Origin of the sequence: Limnobaculum allomyrinae, from assembly GCF_016649425.1 — a bacterium.
Classification (GTDB): domain Bacteria; phylum Pseudomonadota; class Gammaproteobacteria; order Enterobacterales; family Enterobacteriaceae; genus Limnobaculum; species Limnobaculum allomyrinae.
This window is the reverse complement of sequence record NZ_JADRCR010000005.1, coordinates 57,842-74,567: the sequence shown is the minus strand read 5'-3', so window position 1 is coordinate 74,567 and position 16,726 is coordinate 57,842. Positions and strand designations below refer to the sequence as shown.

The 16,726-nt window shown below is 45.3% G+C and carries 14 protein-coding genes; 2 read left to right on the top strand and 12 right to left on the bottom strand.

Features of this window, described 5'->3' with window-relative positions:
• Positions 1-46: 46 nt before the first annotated feature.
• Positions 47-712 carry an iron-sulfur cluster repair protein YtfE gene (gene ytfE, locus I2494_RS10860; protein ID WP_218466978.1) on the top strand — a complete coding sequence of 222 codons (666 nt, stop codon included), beginning with the start codon at positions 47-49 and terminating at the stop codon, positions 710-712.
• Between the two features lie 71 nt (positions 713-783).
• Here ytfE and fklB read toward each other — a convergent pair whose 3' ends face one another.
• Both fklB and I2494_RS10850 read right to left on the bottom strand, forming a co-directional pair.
• Positions 784-1,404 carry an FKBP-type peptidyl-prolyl cis-trans isomerase gene (gene fklB / locus I2494_RS10855; RefSeq protein ID WP_218466979.1) on the bottom strand — a complete coding sequence of 207 codons (621 nt, stop codon included), beginning with the start codon at positions 1,402-1,404 and terminating at the stop codon, positions 784-786.
• Positions 1,405-1,517: 113 nt separating this feature from the next.
• Positions 1,518-2,732 (bottom strand): MFS transporter, encoded by a 1,215-nt coding sequence (locus I2494_RS10850; protein ID WP_218466980.1) that lies wholly within the window; start codon positions 2,730-2,732, stop codon positions 1,518-1,520.
• A gap of 316 nt (positions 2,733-3,048) precedes the next feature.
• Between I2494_RS10850 and I2494_RS10845 the strand changes: the two genes are divergently transcribed.
• On the top strand, positions 3,049-3,714 hold the full coding sequence (locus tag I2494_RS10845; protein WP_218466981.1) for an OapA family protein: 666 nt from the start codon (positions 3,049-3,051) through the stop codon (positions 3,712-3,714).
• On the opposite strand, the gene I2494_RS10840 is transcribed toward I2494_RS10845, so the two are convergent.
• From I2494_RS10840 to I2494_RS10795, 10 genes are all read right to left on the bottom strand, one after another.
• Positions 3,674-4,063, bottom strand: a complete 390-nt coding sequence (locus I2494_RS10840) for a DUF488 domain-containing protein (protein ID WP_218466982.1) — start codon at positions 4,061-4,063, stop codon at positions 3,674-3,676. The two genes, I2494_RS10845 and I2494_RS10840, sit on opposite strands and share 41 nt — an antisense overlap.
• A 159-nt stretch (positions 4,064-4,222) precedes the next feature.
• Entirely contained in the window at positions 4,223-4,675 is a 453-nt protein-coding gene (gene rplI, locus I2494_RS10835; RefSeq protein WP_218466983.1) for a 50S ribosomal protein L9, read from the bottom strand.
• Between the two features lie 36 nt (positions 4,676-4,711).
• Positions 4,712-4,939, bottom strand: a complete 228-nt coding sequence (gene rpsR / locus I2494_RS10830) for a 30S ribosomal protein S18 (RefSeq protein WP_000135199.1) — start codon at positions 4,937-4,939, stop codon at positions 4,712-4,714.
• 4 nt (positions 4,940-4,943) lie between these two features.
• On the bottom strand, positions 4,944-5,264 hold the full coding sequence (priB, locus tag I2494_RS10825) for a primosomal replication protein N (RefSeq protein ID WP_130590232.1): 321 nt from the start codon (positions 5,262-5,264) through the stop codon (positions 4,944-4,946).
• 6 nt (positions 5,265-5,270) lie between these two features.
• Positions 5,271-5,672, bottom strand: coding sequence for a 30S ribosomal protein S6 (rpsF, locus tag I2494_RS10820; protein WP_108901257.1), 402 nt, complete (start codon positions 5,670-5,672; stop codon positions 5,271-5,273).
• Between the two features lie 182 nt (positions 5,673-5,854).
• Entirely contained in the window at positions 5,855-6,256 is a 402-nt protein-coding gene (locus I2494_RS10815; RefSeq protein ID WP_218466984.1) for a RidA family protein, read from the bottom strand.
• A gap of 12 nt (positions 6,257-6,268) precedes the next feature.
• Positions 6,269-7,405, bottom strand: coding sequence for a threonine synthase (locus I2494_RS10810; RefSeq protein WP_218466985.1), 1,137 nt, complete (start codon positions 7,403-7,405; stop codon positions 6,269-6,271).
• A 151-nt stretch (positions 7,406-7,556) separates the two neighbouring features.
• Complete coding sequence (locus I2494_RS10805; RefSeq protein ID WP_218466986.1) at positions 7,557-7,868, bottom strand: transposase-like zinc-binding domain-containing protein; 312 nt, start codon at positions 7,866-7,868, stop codon at positions 7,557-7,559.
• Positions 7,869-7,954: 86 nt separating this feature from the next.
• On the bottom strand, positions 7,955-15,838 hold the full coding sequence (locus tag I2494_RS10800; RefSeq protein ID WP_218466987.1) for an autotransporter outer membrane beta-barrel domain-containing protein: 7,884 nt from the start codon (positions 15,836-15,838) through the stop codon (positions 7,955-7,957).
• Between the two features lie 270 nt (positions 15,839-16,108).
• On the bottom strand, positions 16,109-16,486 hold the full coding sequence (locus I2494_RS10795; protein WP_218466988.1) for a winged helix-turn-helix domain-containing protein: 378 nt from the start codon (positions 16,484-16,486) through the stop codon (positions 16,109-16,111).
• Positions 16,487-16,726: the final 240 nt, after the last annotated feature.

Here is a 16,726-nt window from a genome sequence, read left to right as displayed (position 1 = left end):
TTAATAAAAACATCGAATCTGACATCTAAATATAGGGGGAGCCATTATGGAATACGCCAGCCAATCATTAGGGGCTTTAGCCGTTGCTATTCCCGGAGCAACAAAATTATTTCGTCAATACGATCTCGACTTTTGCTGTGGGGGGAAACAGACGTTGCAACGCGCTGCAGACAAAAAAATGCTGGATGTTGCAGAATTATCTCAACAGCTTGATCAACTCGCCAGTAAGCCTTCTGAAGCGCAAGACTGGTCACAGTCTCCCTACTCAGAAATGATTTCACATATCCTGCAGCGTTATCATCAGCGCCACAGAGAACAGTTACCCGAGTTGATTTTACTGGCGCAAAAAGTGGAACGTGTACATGCAGCTAAACTAACCTGCCCCCATGGTCTGGCGGAAAGACTGACCATTATTTATCAGGATTTAGAGCAGCATATGATGAAAGAAGAGCGAATTCTGTTTCCAATGATCCAACAAGGAATGGGAACTCAGGCAGGCGGCCCCATCAACGTCATGGAAATGGAACACGACCAGGCGGGTCAGGATGTTGAAAAGATTAAACAGATAACCAATAACTTAACGCCTCCAGCCGAAGCTTGTAACACCTGGAGAGCACTGTATAGCTCAACAGAAGAGTTTATTACTGACCTGATGGAACATATTCATCTGGAAAATAATATTCTTTTCCCTCGGGCTTTAGCAAATAAGTAGGCGTATCAACAAATCAGCCAGAGCAACATAGGCTCTGGCTGATATTCTTTCTGAATGCTATTTCTCAATAATCAGAGAATATCCAGTAATTCCACTTCAAACACCAGTGTGCTGAATGGCGGGATAGAAGCCCCGGCGCCACGTTCACCATAGGCCAGATGCTGAGGGATAGTTAACTTCCACTTGGAACCTACCGGCATTAACGTTAACGCCTCAATCCAACCAGGAATTACACCGCTGACTGGGAATTCAGCCGGCTCACCACGCTTAACCGAACTATCAAATACGGTACCATCAATCAGGCTACCGGTATAATGAACACGTACACGATCCTGACGGGAAGGAATAGAACCTTCACCCTGCGTCAGAACTTCGAACTGTAGACCAGACTCGGTACTGTTCACTTCGCTACGCTTAGCATTCTCTTCTAAGTAATGTACGCCTTCCTCGGCCATTTCTTCCTGCTTTTCACGACGAACCTGATCGGCACGCTCATGAATTTCACGCAATGCGCGATGAACAACGTCTACTGGCACAGAAGGATGGTTGCCATGCAAAGCATCCGTTAAACCGGCTAACAGCGCTTCTGGCACCAGCCCTTCTAAACCGGACTCCTGGAGCTGTTGCCCAACCTGCAAACCAATACCGTAACTGGCCTGTGATTCTACGCTGTCAAAAGATGGCTTTGTCATTATGTTTCCTCAGAAAATAGCCTTAGAAAATAGATCTGGAAAGATAAACAGAGGCGAAGCATACCACAGGAAATCCGGCAGAATAAATGACAACGGCAAAACCGTCGTCTGAATTATGCCTGCACGTCTTCCTGTTGCGCCGCTTCTTGCGCTATTTTTCCTTTGGTCAGCCACCAGATAACCATTCCCATCAGACTCAATACCGCTCCGGTAATACAAACGCCGCGCCACTGAGCATATTGATAAGCCATGGCAGAAATCAGCGATCCTGCCGCACCACCGATAAAATAGCTGGTCATATAACCCGCCGTTAATCGACTTCTTGCCTCCGGCATCATACGGTACATCACCGATTGGTTAGTGACATGAACGCCCTGTACCGCTAAATCCAGTACAATAATGCCAAGCAGTAAAGCCCAGATAGAAACCTCACCAACTGCAATCGGTATCCAGGAAAGAAACAGCAGCACTAAGCCAATACTGGTCGTCTGGCTGGCTTTACCTTTATCCACTAACTGTCCGGCACCACTGGCGGCCAACGCCCCCGCAGCCCCCACCAAACCAAACAAGCCAATCACGGCCTCGGAGTAGTTATAAGGCGGAGAAGCCAACAGAAATGCCATTGAGGTCCAGAGTACGCTGAAATTAGCAAAAGAGAGCGCCCCCAGAAAAGCCCGGGTACGCAATGTCGTATTACGGGAGAACAGAGAAATAATCGATATCAATAATTGTGGATAATTAAGCCCGCTACTTTGCTTATAACGAGGAAGAGCAAACCATAAAATGATGGCTACCAATATTAAGAGTACCGTTGCAACCCAATAAACAGTGCGCCAGCCACCAACGGCTGCCAGTAAACCGGCTGCTGTCCGCGCCAGCAGAATCCCCAACAGCAAACCGCTCATCACGATACCGACAACTTTTCCCCGTTTAGCGGGTTCTGCCAGTGTAGCGGCAAAAGGAACCAATAGCTGAGCCACGACCGAGAACAGCCCGGTTAACGCAGTACCGATAATGACGCCAGCCACCGTTGATGAAGTCGCGGTAATTAACATACCTGCCGCAGAAAGCAGCGTCATCAACACAATCAATCTGCGCCGTTCAAACATATCACCCAGCGGGACAATAAACATCAACCCGGCGGCATAGCCCAACTGAGCAGCCGTAACAATAAAACCGGCCTGACTGACCGACAGACTAAAAGCTTTAGCAATAGTTTCCAGCAACGGCTGAGCATAATAGTTACTGGCAACGACCAGCCCGGTTGCCAGTGCCATAATAATAATTAACGTTGGCGTCAGAACTTTGTTTTCAATTTTTTGATTCATTATTTAGATTCTTAAAATGGCGCTTGCAGGCATTACTGCTAAGAAAGGAACAATTGCACCGTAAAGTATACTGGGTATGAAGCACTACGCCATTAAAAGCCACCAACTGTTTATTAAAAACCGCATAACCTGTTTATGGAGAAAACCCTAAAAATCAATCATGATGAATAAATAGCGATGAATAATCTCACCACAGATAAGGCCTATCTGTTTATATTATTTACCTAATCTATTTTATTCGGTCTATTATGGTTAAAATCACACAACTACCCGACAGGCGGTTTATGTCTGACGGAGTTCCAGATGAGGTGTTGTGATGCAGGTAAATAAAGTCAAACAGCGATCGGAAGGCGGCAACAATCCGCTCAAGATCCTATTATCTAAATTATGGCACTTGCCTGACAGTTTCAACTGGATGGAACCTCTCCCGTATGCCCATCGACGTGGTGTGATACTCGCTACTTTATTAATTCTTTGTGCTTTCTTATGGCCCAGTGATAAAGGTGAAATCGCGACTGGCAGCAATACTCCTGTTGAGTTATCGGTGCCGGAGGCAAGCACTACGCAGCCAAATGCGCCACCGCCTGAGGCGTCTCAGGCCTTAAATGCATCGACACCAATTCAACCGCCACCACTGGCCTCCAGTCAGCAAACTACCGAAACGCCAGCCCCCATCCCGACGCCTCAATCTCCTGCGATACCTGAGCAACCCGCTAACCATGAGTGGAAAGAGTTTACTATTCAGAAGGGACATACGCTGACTCAGCTGTTTCGTGAGAATCACTTTATCGTTAGTGATGCATTTTTGCTGGCTCAGGTTGAAGGGCCTGGAAAACCGGTTAATGCCTTAAAGATTGGGCAAAAAATCCGGGTTCAGCTAACGCCGGATAAGCAAGTGATGGCGCTGGAAGTTGAGCTGTCTGCCAATAAATCAGCCCTGTTTACTCGCCAGAGTGATGGACGTTTTCGTCGGGAACGTTAAGCTGTTGCAACAAAAAGTCTCGCAGCACGACCCCTTGATTATGCTCCATATCCTTACTGCCAAAGAGCAATGTAATACTTCTATTCTGTTGTAGTAGCTGCAACAGCGGTATCCAGCTCTGTCCATGATTGAGTTCTGTCAGATAGTCACGACAAAAATCATCCCAGCGTGTTGGATCTGCGTGAAATCGTTGACGTAATTCGGTGCCTGGAGCAACATCCTTTAGCCAGATAACGCCAGACAGGCGCGCTTTGCTGATCCCTCTGGGCCATAAACGATCGATAAGAAAACTGTTTTCTGCAATGGGAGGGCTAATCTCATATACCCTCGCCAGATGAATATTGACCATCACATCCTCCGCCATTTCAATCTCAGTGTTACCACCACCAGGCACAACCCGAAGCTAATATCACACCAATGAAACAAAAAAGAAAGAGAACGCACCGAAAGCTGAAAAGCAAAACGCCGGCATAAGCCGGCGTTTTAAACATGGTAAGAAAACTAAATATTAGTCTTCAGCAACCACGATAACGTTCAGTTTAGCAAATACTTCGCTGTGAACCTGGAAGCTAACTTCGAACTCACCCAGATTGCGTAAAACGCCTTCTGGCAGACGAACTTCGCTCTTGGCCACTTCAACGCCAGCTGCAGTTACTGCATCAGCGATGTCACGAGTACCGATAGAACCAAACAGTTTACCTTCGTCACCCGCTTTAGAAGCGATAGTCACGCTGCCCAGACCAGTGATCTTAGCGGCACGAGCTTCTGCAGCTGCCAGAGTTTCAGCCAGTTTGGCTTCTAACTCAGCACGACGAGCTTCGAAAAACTCAACGTTTTTCTTGGTTGCCGGAACCGCTTTACCTTGCGGTACCAGATAGTTACGAGCATAGCCCGATTTAACATTAACTTGATCACCCAGGCTGCCCAGGTTAGCTACTTTATCAAGCAGAATAACTTGCATTACCGTATCCTCTTTAAGTTCGTGGATCGTTGCCGATTACTGATGACGATCAGTATACGGTAACAAAGACAGGTAACGTGCGCGCTTAATAGCACGTGCCAGCTGACGCTGGTACTTAGCACGGGTACCGGTGATACGGCTCGGGACAATTTTCCCGCTCTCGGTGATATAATTTTTCAGCGTTGCGATATCTTTATAGTCGATCTCTTGAACGCCTTCCGCGGTGAAACGGCAGAACTTGCGACGACGGAAATAACGTGCCATATGGCTAGTCTCCAGAATCTATCAATTCAATCTGCTCGGCATGTAACACTAATTTATTGAGTCCGTTGCGGCCTTGATGGCTGCTGACAAAACCAGATACTCTCAGGTTACTGCCGACCGTTATACTGTGAGTTAACGCTTGAGACTGCTGTCCACTGACAACCACGGGCATTCTGCACCATGCTTGTCGGTTAAACCCGGCTTCCTGCTGTTGTGAGCGGTGCTCTAGCACAAACTGACAATGCGGAACCCCAGATGGACTTACTTTACGGATGGGGGTCTTGGTAACTATACCAGATAACACCAACCGATTTGCAGTCTGCACCGGCAATTACTCTTCAGAATCCTCAGCATCATCTGAGTCATCATCCATTAGCTCTTCAGCAAAATCTTCACGACGCTCGCGACGTTCGTCTTTTGCTTTAACCATTGGAGAGGCTTCAGTTACGGCATGCTTAGTACGCATTACCATGCTACGGATAACGGCATCGTTGAAGCGGAAGTTAGTTTCCAGCTCATCGATCGCTTCCTGCGGTGCTTCAACGTTCAGCAGAACGTAGTGAGCTTTATGCAGTTTGTTAATTGGGTAAGCCAGTTGACGACGACCCCAATCTTCTAAACGGTGAATTTCACCACCTGCAGTTTTGATCGCACCGGTGTAACGTTCGATCATGCCTGGAACTTGTTCGCTTTGGTCGGGATGGACCATAAAGACGATTTCGTAATGACGCATCAATTGCTCCTTACGGATTATTCAGCCTCCTGTCAGGGTCAGCCGTGGCCCATGGAAGCAAGGAACGTGTTTATGTGTACGGCTGAAAAAATGACGCTGAATTGTACGTTTATGGCGGGGGAACTTCAAGGAGATTCAGCATCAGATTAGTAATAAACTGAATCTCTTGAAGTTAAACTGGTTCAAGCCTGTGCAATAGCCTCAATTTCAAGGGCAGAACCAAAATGCAGGCAAGAGACACCGGCAACAATTCTGGCGGGACGATGGTCACCAATCCATTCGGCATACAGGCGATTAAACGCCGGCCACAATTCCATATCAACAATAAAAATACGCACCTGAACCAGTTTGCTTTTATTACTTCCGGAGGCTTTCAGACTGGCTTCAATATTAAACAATACTTGCTTTACCTGTTGTTCAAATGGTCGGTCTGCCAGCGCCTGGCCCTGTGCATCCACCGGTAATTGCCCTGAAAGATAGACCATGCCATTGCAGATACAGGCGTGAGAGTAGTGACCACCGGGTTTCGATAATTCAGGGCTATTCACATTCACGATGTTGTTCTCTGTATCAGAGATATTCATATTCACCTCCCCTTATCCGGCAAAAATCTCACTCATGCCACCAGAAGCCTTCAGGCCAGAACCGGTCAGAATCACCACCGTCGTTTCACCGGGCTTGATAACGCCACGACGCATAAACTCATCAATAGCCGCCGCTGCCGTTGCGCTGGTTGGTTCGGCATAAAGCCCCATTGATGTTAGCTTTATCACTGCCTGAGTAATTTGTTCTTCTGTTATTGCTGCGGTATTGCCACCAGAACGGCGAATAGCATCTAACAGCTCCTTCAGTCGTACCGGACTTCGAATAGCGGTACCTTCCGCAATGGTTGCTGCATATTTTGTTGGTACTAACTCTGTAGCTCCAGCCTGAAAAGTAGCATCTATTGGCGCACAGTTTGCCGGTTGTGCAATCAGCAATTTAGGCAATTTGTTAATTTGACCAGCCGCTAACAGCTCGCTAAAACCAATATCACAGCCTAAAACGTTACTGCCGGCACCGGTAGGAATAATAATGTTATCAGGCGCTTTAAAACCTAAATCTTCCCATAGCTCATAGGCCAATGATTTAGTTCCTTGCAGAAAGAAGGGATGCCAGTTGTGGCTGGCATAAAACGTAGATTCTGACTGTCGCAGTGCTTCATTTTCCGTATCCTGACGGGAACCTGGCACTAATTGAACTTCAGCACCAAAGGCACGACTCTGTAATAACTTAGCCGGAGAGGTTGATTCCGGAGCCAATATGCGCGCTTTAATTCCGGCAGCGGCACAAGAAGCTGCAATGGCTGCCCCACCATTGCCAGAACTGTCTTCAATCAGTTCTTTCACACCGAGTTGAGCCAGATAGGAAACCATCACCGCTGCACCGCGATCTTTAAAACTACTGGTTGGATTAAACCACTCTAACTTGAACAGTACATCAGCATTATTCCAGCGTTTACCAACCAGTGGGGTACAGCCTTCTCCCAGAGAAACTGGATTTTTGATAATGACGGGTAATGCCGCCTGATAACGCCAGAGTGAACGATGACGGCTATCAATTTCATCGCGGGTCATTCCGGGTAAGGCTGTCATCATCAACGGCGCTTTCTTTTCTGAACACCAGCGCAGCTCATCTATTTGATAATTTAATCCATTACGATGGTCGATATATTCGGGTATAACTTTTTTCATCGGCACCCTCCGGGGGATCAGGCAAATTAGATTAGAACAGACTCTTTTATACCTCCGATAAGATATACAAACAATAAAAAATTATACAAATTGTTAATTACAGACTATATCGAACTACCTATTTTTCAGGTAGTTCGATAATCAATATTTTTTATGCTTCAGAATTCAATGAGTCCATCAATGCCATTTGATTGATTAGACGGTCAACAACTCTCAGGCTTACACCCAATAATCGGCTAATTTCTATATTGGATTTACCTTCATCTGACAACACGGTTATTTGCCGTTGAATATTGGCTTCATTAGCCTGATATATATATTTAACCTGATATATATATTTAACCTGATATGTTTTCTTACATGACATACAGTAGTAACGCTGGCTACCAGAGGCTGCCAGACCGTGTTTCCGTACGCTATCCATCTCGCAGCAATAAAGACATATTTGTGGATGATTATGCATTTGACCTCCCAAAGCTCCTTAATAAGGTCGATAAAAAAGCGTGCAACAAATTGCCACACGCTTTTCCTGTAACATCGTATATTTAATTAGAAACGGTATTTCACACCGATATTGACGGAGGTATCACTGTAACCAGTATCTCCTAACTGCTGAGCCACATTGGTCCACAGGTTCAGATTTTTGTTCACCTGCCCTTCAGTACCCAGTTTTAGCTCACCAATATTGCGACTACCAGCCTGCTTCACATCTTCATAATCCAAAGATGCACCAGCTAACTTACTGTTATAAATCCAGTTAGCTTCAGCATAGACAGTAAACAATTTGTCAGTTCCCTTATCACCATCACTGGCACCATCGCGGGAAATTTTCAGGCCCATACGGGTTTGAAGATTATCGCTGCCGTTTGACTTCACGCGGGTACCATTACGTTCAGTATGTTCATCTGCTTTCAAACCGTTCCAGATCACCTGAGCCTGTGGCGTGATAAACACATCACCGTTTTGCCCCTGATAAATCGGCAAGCGATAACCGCTTTCCAATGATGCGCTGGCTCCATTGATGTCATAGCTTTCACTGTTTAGTTGTTCACCATGTACTTCAGCATCCAGCCAGCTGTAGTTCACCCAGCTATCAACATAAACACCATTCAGCGTCTTAGCATCCTGATACCAGGTTGCGTACACACCGGCGTTATAGCCATCAACTTTACCGCGAGATGAGTAATCGCTACGGTTAGAGGTTGTATTAGTACTGGCATTACCATAACCAGCCATAATGCCAACCCCAAAACGATCGTTCTCTGCAAACTGAGTACCGAATACTTCGCCACCCCCCTGAACTACATAACGATTAGTTTGATTGTGAAGCTGGCCTGAACCATCACGGAAACGGGTATGTCCTCCAACCTGACGTAACCACATGCTGGAGTTTTCAGCACGGCCTTCACGGTCTTCTAAACGCAGATTAAACAAGGATTGAGCTGCTGCCATGTTAGCCATATAGCTACCGGCTTCCGGACGATAAATCGGATCGTTATTTTCTGGCACAGGTGTTGGTGTCGGAGCGGGAAGTTCTGAACGCAGATACCAGTTACCATTTTCATCCGCTATCCCATTTTGATGCAGGTAGTACTCATAAGCACCGGCTACTGCACGATTTTTGAGAGTAAAGATACCGTCTGATTGACCGCTGACATTAACCACTTCAATGCCGTTTAGCGTTTGCTGGCCGCGGCCTTTGATGTTATTAACCACTACTCCGGTATCACCACTGGTATTGCCTGTTACTATCAGTTTATCGGTAGCCGAGCTGTCATCTCCCAATTCAGTATTAATCACCAGTGTACCGCCACCGGTATAATCGCCATTGACCGTCAGAGTGTTACCCAGTTTGCCACCGGCTAAATTAATGGTTCCGCTGTTAGTCAGTGAACCGACATTTAGGTTACTGGCCTCTGAAGACTCATACCCACTGATACTGTTCAATGCAGCAATACTACCGAGGTTATTAACATCACCAACGATATTACCCAGGCCACTCAGGATTGCGCCATCGTTAACCAACACTAAAGCGCTGGCAGATAAAGTACCGGAAGCCTCTGCACTGTCACCAATAATCATGGTTCCCGATTCAACCGTCGTTTCACCGCTGTAAGACAGATTATGGTTAACAATCAGCTTATCTGCCCCCTGTTTCACCAATGAGCCGGTACCGTTAATCTCATTTTCCAGCAGCCACTCTTTATCTGCGGTTAAATAGACTTTCCCTTCATTATTTAATACTGAGCTGCCCAGATGCTTTTGTTCTGAAGCTCTCAAAGATGCGTCTGGTTCAATGCTAAACACGCCGGCAAAACTCTGGTTATCGCCGGAAACAATCAGGTCAGTTTCCGATAACAAAGAAACCTGTCCATTACCTTCCAGAGATTTACTCAGATTTGTAACACTGCCTGAAGTCGGAGCGATATCAATATCCAGACGATCGTCTGCTGCCGCAAAGTGAACAGTACCTTCACTGCCCAGCCCCTGAGCGCCATTCATTGTCACCACTGACTGACCTGATAAATTGACATCTCCGGTGAAGGCGTTATTAGCGCCATTTACCACAACTTCACTGGATTCAATGGCTAATTTACCTGACCCGGACAAAGTATCATTGTCTATTGTTCCGCCATCAGCGTTTGCTGAGGCCTTCAACATATTACCGTTAACGTTAGATTTGCTGGCCGCACGCTGAGTGTTACTAATGGTTAATACAGAATCTGCCGTCAGTTCAACTTTGGCACCCTCGGTAGTATTCAGAGCGCCTACGGTTTGGCTGTAATCCCCTGTATTAACGGCTGCGCCACTCTCTATCACTAAGTTAGCCGTTTTGCCCAGTACGTTATCATTAGCCATTGCCAATGTTCCGCTACGCACCAAAGTTTCACCGGTATAATTGTTGCCACCGTTAGACAGAGAGATCGTTTGGCTTTCTGCTTCAATGGCTAAGTCACCGCTACCGGTCACTTTTGCCTTCAGATCGGTTTGTAAACCTTTAGCATCTTTTCTGGCGACTAAAGCTAATGCCTCAGTATCCATACCCAGCAGATCCAGCTCTTTTAAACCATAACCAACATACAAACCATTACTGCTGATACCGTCAGAGCTACTCATCATCTGATAATCGTAAGTACCTTTGGCGACTACCGTACTTGCGTTACCCTGGGTAATATCAAGAGTTTGTGCATTACTGATAGCATCGCCCTTCTCATCAGTCAGAGAAATTTGACCACCGGTACCCAGCACAGCACCTTTAGCATCTACCAATGTCACTAAAACGGTTTCATCATCCTGCTCCAACAGCGTTTTACGGGTATCCACGACAGGGATATCGTTAACCACTTCCGTTGGCATTTCTACCTGAACGGTACCAGTACCGCGAATATCCAGCGTTCCGGCAGATGATGTCTCAATGAAGTTCTCAGCGACAGTATCACCCGGTATTACGGAACCAAAAATCAGCTTGCCACCGTTTAACGTCAGGCCGCCAATATTCTGCTTACCTTTACCAACTGTTGTGATATTACCCGCATCAGATTTCAGCGTCGCGTTGGTGATACCTTTAGTATTATTACCTGAAAGATCAAAGCTACTGGTACTCAGCTGTAATGTTCCCTCAAAGCCTGAACCTACATTGCTACTGAGGCTAAAGGCTGAATCATCAGCATCCAATTTGGCAAACAGAATCCCTTTGCCGGTTAGCAATGGATCGAAGGTAAAGTCTCCGGCAGCCGTTGGCTGAACAGCCAGCTTGCTATCTTTCTCAATATCAACTGAACCCGCACCGGTGCCATCATCGGTAAGTACCAGCGCTTCATTAAGGATCACTTGGGATTTATTTTTCAGCTTAACCTGCTCGAAACGCTGGAGCCGGGAAGCCTTATCAATAGTATGGGTCGCTGCATCAAATATCAGTGAATCATTATTACCATCACCGGCATCCAGCAGATCATAAGTTGCACCCGTTCCCTTTATCGTAAAGGTATTGGTTCCACTACCGGCCGTCACGGTATCGACATGAGCGGTACCGTTTAAAGTAATATTGTTATTACCCTGCCCCAGAGTCGCTTCACCCGTTAAGTTGCTGCCATTATCAAACAGCATAGTGTTATTACCGTCGGCGACGCTAACTGTACCTTTGATATCTCCTTTATTAGTGAAATTGTTATTACCACCGTTCAGGGCAACCACGCCCTGAATTTTTGCGTTAGTATCGTTGACCAGTACCGTATTAATGGCACCATCAAACGACATAGCCTCAGCGGTTTCTGAGTTGGCTATAATTTTGCCTTTATTGGTAAAGGATTTGGCTTTTGCAGCTTTTACCACTGCCGCCGTGGTAGAGGAAGAATTCAGATTACCGCTTTGAACAACCTCTTTAGCTGAGTTATTTACAACCAACGCAGCGCCACCATCGGCCTTAGTGACATTAACACTGGCGCCGCTTTTTACCGTTGCATCATCTTTAGTATTAGCCAAAATACCCGTGCCACCAGTACCTTCCAGATTAATTATCAAATCAGCAGAATCAGACATATCCAGGTTATTTTGAGTAATGTTGCCATCTGCCGTTTGGAACGCCAGACCAATACCACCGCCTTCAACATTGATTGTGCCGCTGTTTGTTTGTGCCAGTGTCGCACTGGTACGTACCGCAATTCCGTCAGCCACGTTGATAGTGGTATCACTTAACTGAATACCGGTAATTTCAGCTTTGTTTTCTATGCCGTGTCCGGTCGCACCTGTCGCATTAACATCAATGCGCGCCCCTTCAACTTTTAACCCTTTTGCTCCGGTATCCAACAGAACACCATGAGCAGAGCCGCGACCTTCAACAATACCCACACCACTACCGGTTAAATCAAGGGAGGCATCTCTACCCAACTTAATAGCCGCTTCACCATCTGTTGCGATAATCTTACCGCCGGTACTGGTGACTTTTGATGCTTCCCCTTCAACATAAACCGCAACACCGTTGACTTTGATTTCACTGGCAGAATTTTCAAATTTACCGTTCAAAACCTTAATACCGGTATTTTCAGTACCCTGACTGAAATCAATTGTCCCCTTGTTGACCAGCAATCCCTGATTCTGACTAATAAAACCCGTTGCTTTATTTAAGTTGGTACTAATATTGGACTGGTTAGTCAGCGTTGAGCCGGTATCAGTCGCTAAAATATCACCGGATAAATCGTACTCATTTCCGTCAACGTTACCCACAACGGCGCCATTGCCCACTAAATTCACTTGGGTTCCTTGCTGTAACAAGCCCGTTGCACCACCGGTGATGTAAACACCCTGAGCATCTTTACCCAGAATTTGGAAATCACTACCACCCGATGCGGTAACATTTGTACCCTTGCCCGTTGCCCAAATGCCTTTTGCATTGGTACCTGAGGTTTTCAATTGAATAATTCCGGACTGAGAGGCGCCATGCTCAATACGGAATAAAGTAGAATCTTTACCGCTGGCATCCAGCAAAGTACCGGCAGGTACATTGGTATTAATCGAGGAGCCTTCGCCAACAACACGAAAGGCAATTTGATCGGTAACCCCGGTAGACTCATCGGCAAATTTTGGCACCGCAGTACCTGCCAGATTAACGGTTCCTCCATCCAGAGCCTCAACACCAATCGCTCCCTGACCTTCCATATTAATCAGGCCCGCTGTCATATTGACAGTTACCGCATCACCCGAAGCCTGAATACCTTTGGTTCGGTTGGCATTGGTTCCCCCCTTAAGGATCAGGCTACCGGTGTTATTAATGGTGGTTTGCAGATTATCAGAGCTGGCAATCAGGCCTACGCCACCATCCTGTAGCGTAATACTGCCGGTATTTTCACCAACAGAGCCATCCTGAACCTGAATACCTACGGTATTTCTACCGGTAAAAGCAATATTTCCTGCGTTATCCAGCGTTGCACCATTACGGGCAATATATCCCGTAACTTTGTCTTTATCTGAATTTAACTGAGCAGATGCTTTTAAGCTGGTGGTTCTATCTTTAGGATTAGTAATCACCCCATTGATGTCACGACCATCACCGTCAGCAATACCCGCGATCGCACTGGCTTCATTTAACTGAATGGACGCGTTGCTTGCGATATCGCCTTTAGCTCCACCTTCAATTAAAACGCCTGTAGCACCTTCACCGGTCAGGTTAATTGTCATCCCCCCGGATTTAAATTCGGCAGATTTACCCGTAGTAACCACGGCAACAGACTCTTTACCCGATGCAGTGAGCGCTGAACTGGCATCGGCAGAGCCCAGGAAGTTTGCACCATCCGCTACCCGGAACAGGGTTGAATTATCCGTTGATACATCCATAACCCCTTTCCCGGTGTTATTGATGACAGAATTAGCACCATAAATATAGAAACCAATTTGATTGGTTCCATTCACAAATTTAACTGCGCCATTGCCGGATAAATCAATTTGGCTACCATCGCGTGCGTGCAAACCAATAGCGCCGTCACCGCTCAGGTTTACCTCGCCGGAAATATTCAGTTTACTACCGGCACCTTCAGCCCAACCGCCATAATTACGTAAACCACTACTGGCATCCGCCCCCTTAACGTTAATAGTACCGGAAGAGGTAATGGCCCCTTGTTTTACTGCTTTAATCCCTACGCCATTAATACCATTCAAATTTATGGTACCGGTATTAGACAGGCCGCTGGATGCACTGGCAAACATACCTACGTTTTGAACGGAAGCTGAGCCACTACCATCCTGACCATTAATGTTTATCGTTCCGCTATTTATCGCATTCAAAACACCAGCATCTTTGGCACTAAAACCAAATGCACCCTGAACGCTTTCAGACATTAGAATTTCACCGGCATTCTCTACTCTGCCAGAACTGGAAGTCATCCTGATAGCAATGGAATCGGGAGCTGAATGGATATTATTACCAGCCTGATCGACCCCTATAGTAATTTTGCCATCATTAGTAAAAGTAGACCCGCCACCAAGCACGTTTACACCAATAGTCGCGGAAACAGAATCATTTTGAATCGGGGTTGCAGTCAGGTTAATCACACCATAGTTAAATGCCGCAGCACCATCACTCAGCTCGATACCGACGTTATTTCCTAAGGGGGTATTTCTGGCGTTGTTCCATGGACGGATATTAATTGTCCCATTGTTGGTCAGTAAAGTTCCGGAATTAGCACCTTGTATACCAACACCCCGACCGGAAGTACCACCTACAGCATCAGGATTCCAGACCATCAAGGTACCATTATTAATGGATACCCCTCCAAGAACGGAATACATGGCGATACCGAGAACATCAATGGTTCCATTATTAATACCGTATGCCCCACCATTAGTTAATATCACCCCGCTGCCAGGAGCATATCCTGTAATAGTTGCCCCTTCGGCCAGGCGTACGGTGGCATATCTACCAATACCATACATTACCGCGCGCGTACCCGGAGTTGCCAGATATGGTGTCGGGTCAATTTGACCACCTTTAGTGGTATCAATAGAGTAATCATGAGAGGATTTAACAGTGGCTTTACTAAATTCCGCTTCATAATCAGCAGTTTTCAGACCGTTGTTTTTTTGCAGTTCGCTAATTAGCCAACTGTTGTAATCTTTTAGCTCCTGAAGACTGGTTACGGTATGTGAACTGCCGTCATAGGCAGTAAATGTACCGGCATAAACATAGCTATCAACAGATTTGTTTTGAATAGTACTACCGGCTGAAGCACTGGCCGCAGCGTACATGGCGATATTATTACTGGATGTCCAGTTGATGGTACTTTCCGTGGTTCCTCTACCATCAGCATAAGCCAGCTGGGTACTTTTGAAGGATCCTTTAATCTCTGCATCACTATAGAAATTAGCTATGCCGCCCGTTTTATCTACGGTAACAAAGCGAGTGTTATAGAAAAAATCAGCGCCCTTCGGATCTAACACCATCACTTTTTCAGCCGCATCGGAACCAGCTGCCCGCTGAGAAAAGTTACTATTATTATAAACGTTAAAAGATACCGGCCCTAAAACCGGATCGTTAACAGTAACCGCCGTACTCTTATTTCCGGTATTCACATATAACAGGTCTGTTAGCATATCCCCGGAGGCATATCCCTGATCAATGGCCTGTTGTAAAGTCAAAGAGATATAACCCGAACTATCTCCTCCCGCAAATTTACTCGGCCCTGTTATATCAACCACATCGCCATTCTTAATGACATAAGCACCTTGATAGTTGTTATTTTTTGTCGTCCAGGTATCCACTAAATCAACGGCAAATGCATTGCCGGTTATACCAAAGCCCATCATTAAGGTCAGACCTAATGAAGAGAGGATTGGTTTATCTGTGGATTTAGCGCTGGATTTAATTTTTCCCCGCGCCAGTTCGGATGCAACCGTCCACATTCCTAACGTACTATTCCATATAACGTTATATATTTTGTTCATTTAAATTCTCCGGCATAGCCATATATACCTACCGGCAGCCTATTCATGCCAATAAGTACTATATTTAAATATTAAAAAGTTAATTTTTGGCAATAGAAGGCCTGAACAGCTTTCTATTTCACGCTGTTTTCAGAAAAAGATTATATTTCTGAGCTGATACTATTAATTAAAGAAATCCCTCCTCCTATTTGCTTATCCATTAGCAATAGCGTAGTAACTTAATGATTGATAATAATAGTCATTAAAAAACAATTCCCATTAGCACATAGATTAATAATAAAGAGGGCGAATATAATAACCATTAATTTTATACCCGATACCTCTTACATTAGTAATAAAGTCCGTTGGTACACCGATTATCGAAAGTTTAGATTGCAATTCACCTATCATTTGAGAAAGGCGTTGATTTGATGACGTTAAATTATTTTCATCCCATACTTTAACTAAAATTTCATCCCTGCTGATCGCTTTATCATTTGCATGAGTAAGCAAATAGACTAATAAGCGCATCATCGTCTCTTTAAGTGTGATCGCACCAAAGCTAATCACATTATCAGTCCCTTCTGATGAAACTTTGGTTAATCTTCGATTATCTATATCAACCTGAATATCGCTATTGATAAGAAAACCAAACAAATCTCTGTCCATAAGAATTACCAGCCAGAAAGGCTCAAAAGCTAATATAATCACCTTAAATTAATATGTTGCATTATTAGCCATTGGGTTATGGTTTACAATACACAAAAAATACGAATAATGATGGGGAAATTGTCATTAAAACAAATCAATAAATTAACTTAAAACTAATTAATGATATAAAAAATCAATTAATCTCCTTTTTCAGTTTTTTATTCCAATAGCGTTACTTTCAATAAGTAAAGTTTAAAA

Coding starts and splice junctions, on each gene's coding strand:
- ytfE (WP_218466978.1), top strand. CDS start 47: ATGGAATACGCCAGCCAATCATTAGGGGCTTTAGCCGTTGCTATTCCC.
- fklB (WP_218466979.1), bottom strand. CDS start 1,404: ATGACAAAGCCATCTTTTGACAGCGTAGAATCACAGGCCAGTTACGGT.
- I2494_RS10850 (WP_218466980.1), bottom strand. CDS start 2,732: ATGAATCAAAAAATTGAAAACAAAGTTCTGACGCCAACGTTAATTATT.
- I2494_RS10845 (WP_218466981.1), top strand. CDS start 3,049: ATGCAGGTAAATAAAGTCAAACAGCGATCGGAAGGCGGCAACAATCCG.
- I2494_RS10840 (WP_218466982.1), bottom strand. CDS start 4,063: ATGGTCAATATTCATCTGGCGAGGGTATATGAGATTAGCCCTCCCATT.
- rplI (WP_218466983.1), bottom strand. CDS start 4,675: ATGCAAGTTATTCTGCTTGATAAAGTAGCTAACCTGGGCAGCCTGGGT.
- rpsR (WP_000135199.1), bottom strand. CDS start 4,939: ATGGCACGTTATTTCCGTCGTCGCAAGTTCTGCCGTTTCACCGCGGAA.
- rpsF (WP_108901257.1), bottom strand. CDS start 5,672: ATGCGTCATTACGAAATCGTCTTTATGGTCCATCCCGACCAAAGCGAA.
- I2494_RS10815 (WP_218466984.1), bottom strand. CDS start 6,256: ATGAATATCTCTGATACAGAGAACAACATCGTGAATGTGAATAGCCCT.
- I2494_RS10810 (WP_218466985.1), bottom strand. CDS start 7,405: ATGAAAAAAGTTATACCCGAATATATCGACCATCGTAATGGATTAAAT.
- I2494_RS10805 (WP_218466986.1), bottom strand. CDS start 7,868: ATGCATAATCATCCACAAATATGTCTTTATTGCTGCGAGATGGATAGC.
- I2494_RS10800 (WP_218466987.1), bottom strand. CDS start 15,838: ATGAACAAAATATATAACGTTATATGGAATAGTACGTTAGGAATGTGG.
- I2494_RS10795 (WP_218466988.1), bottom strand. CDS start 16,486: ATGGACAGAGATTTGTTTGGTTTTCTTATCAATAGCGATATTCAGGTT.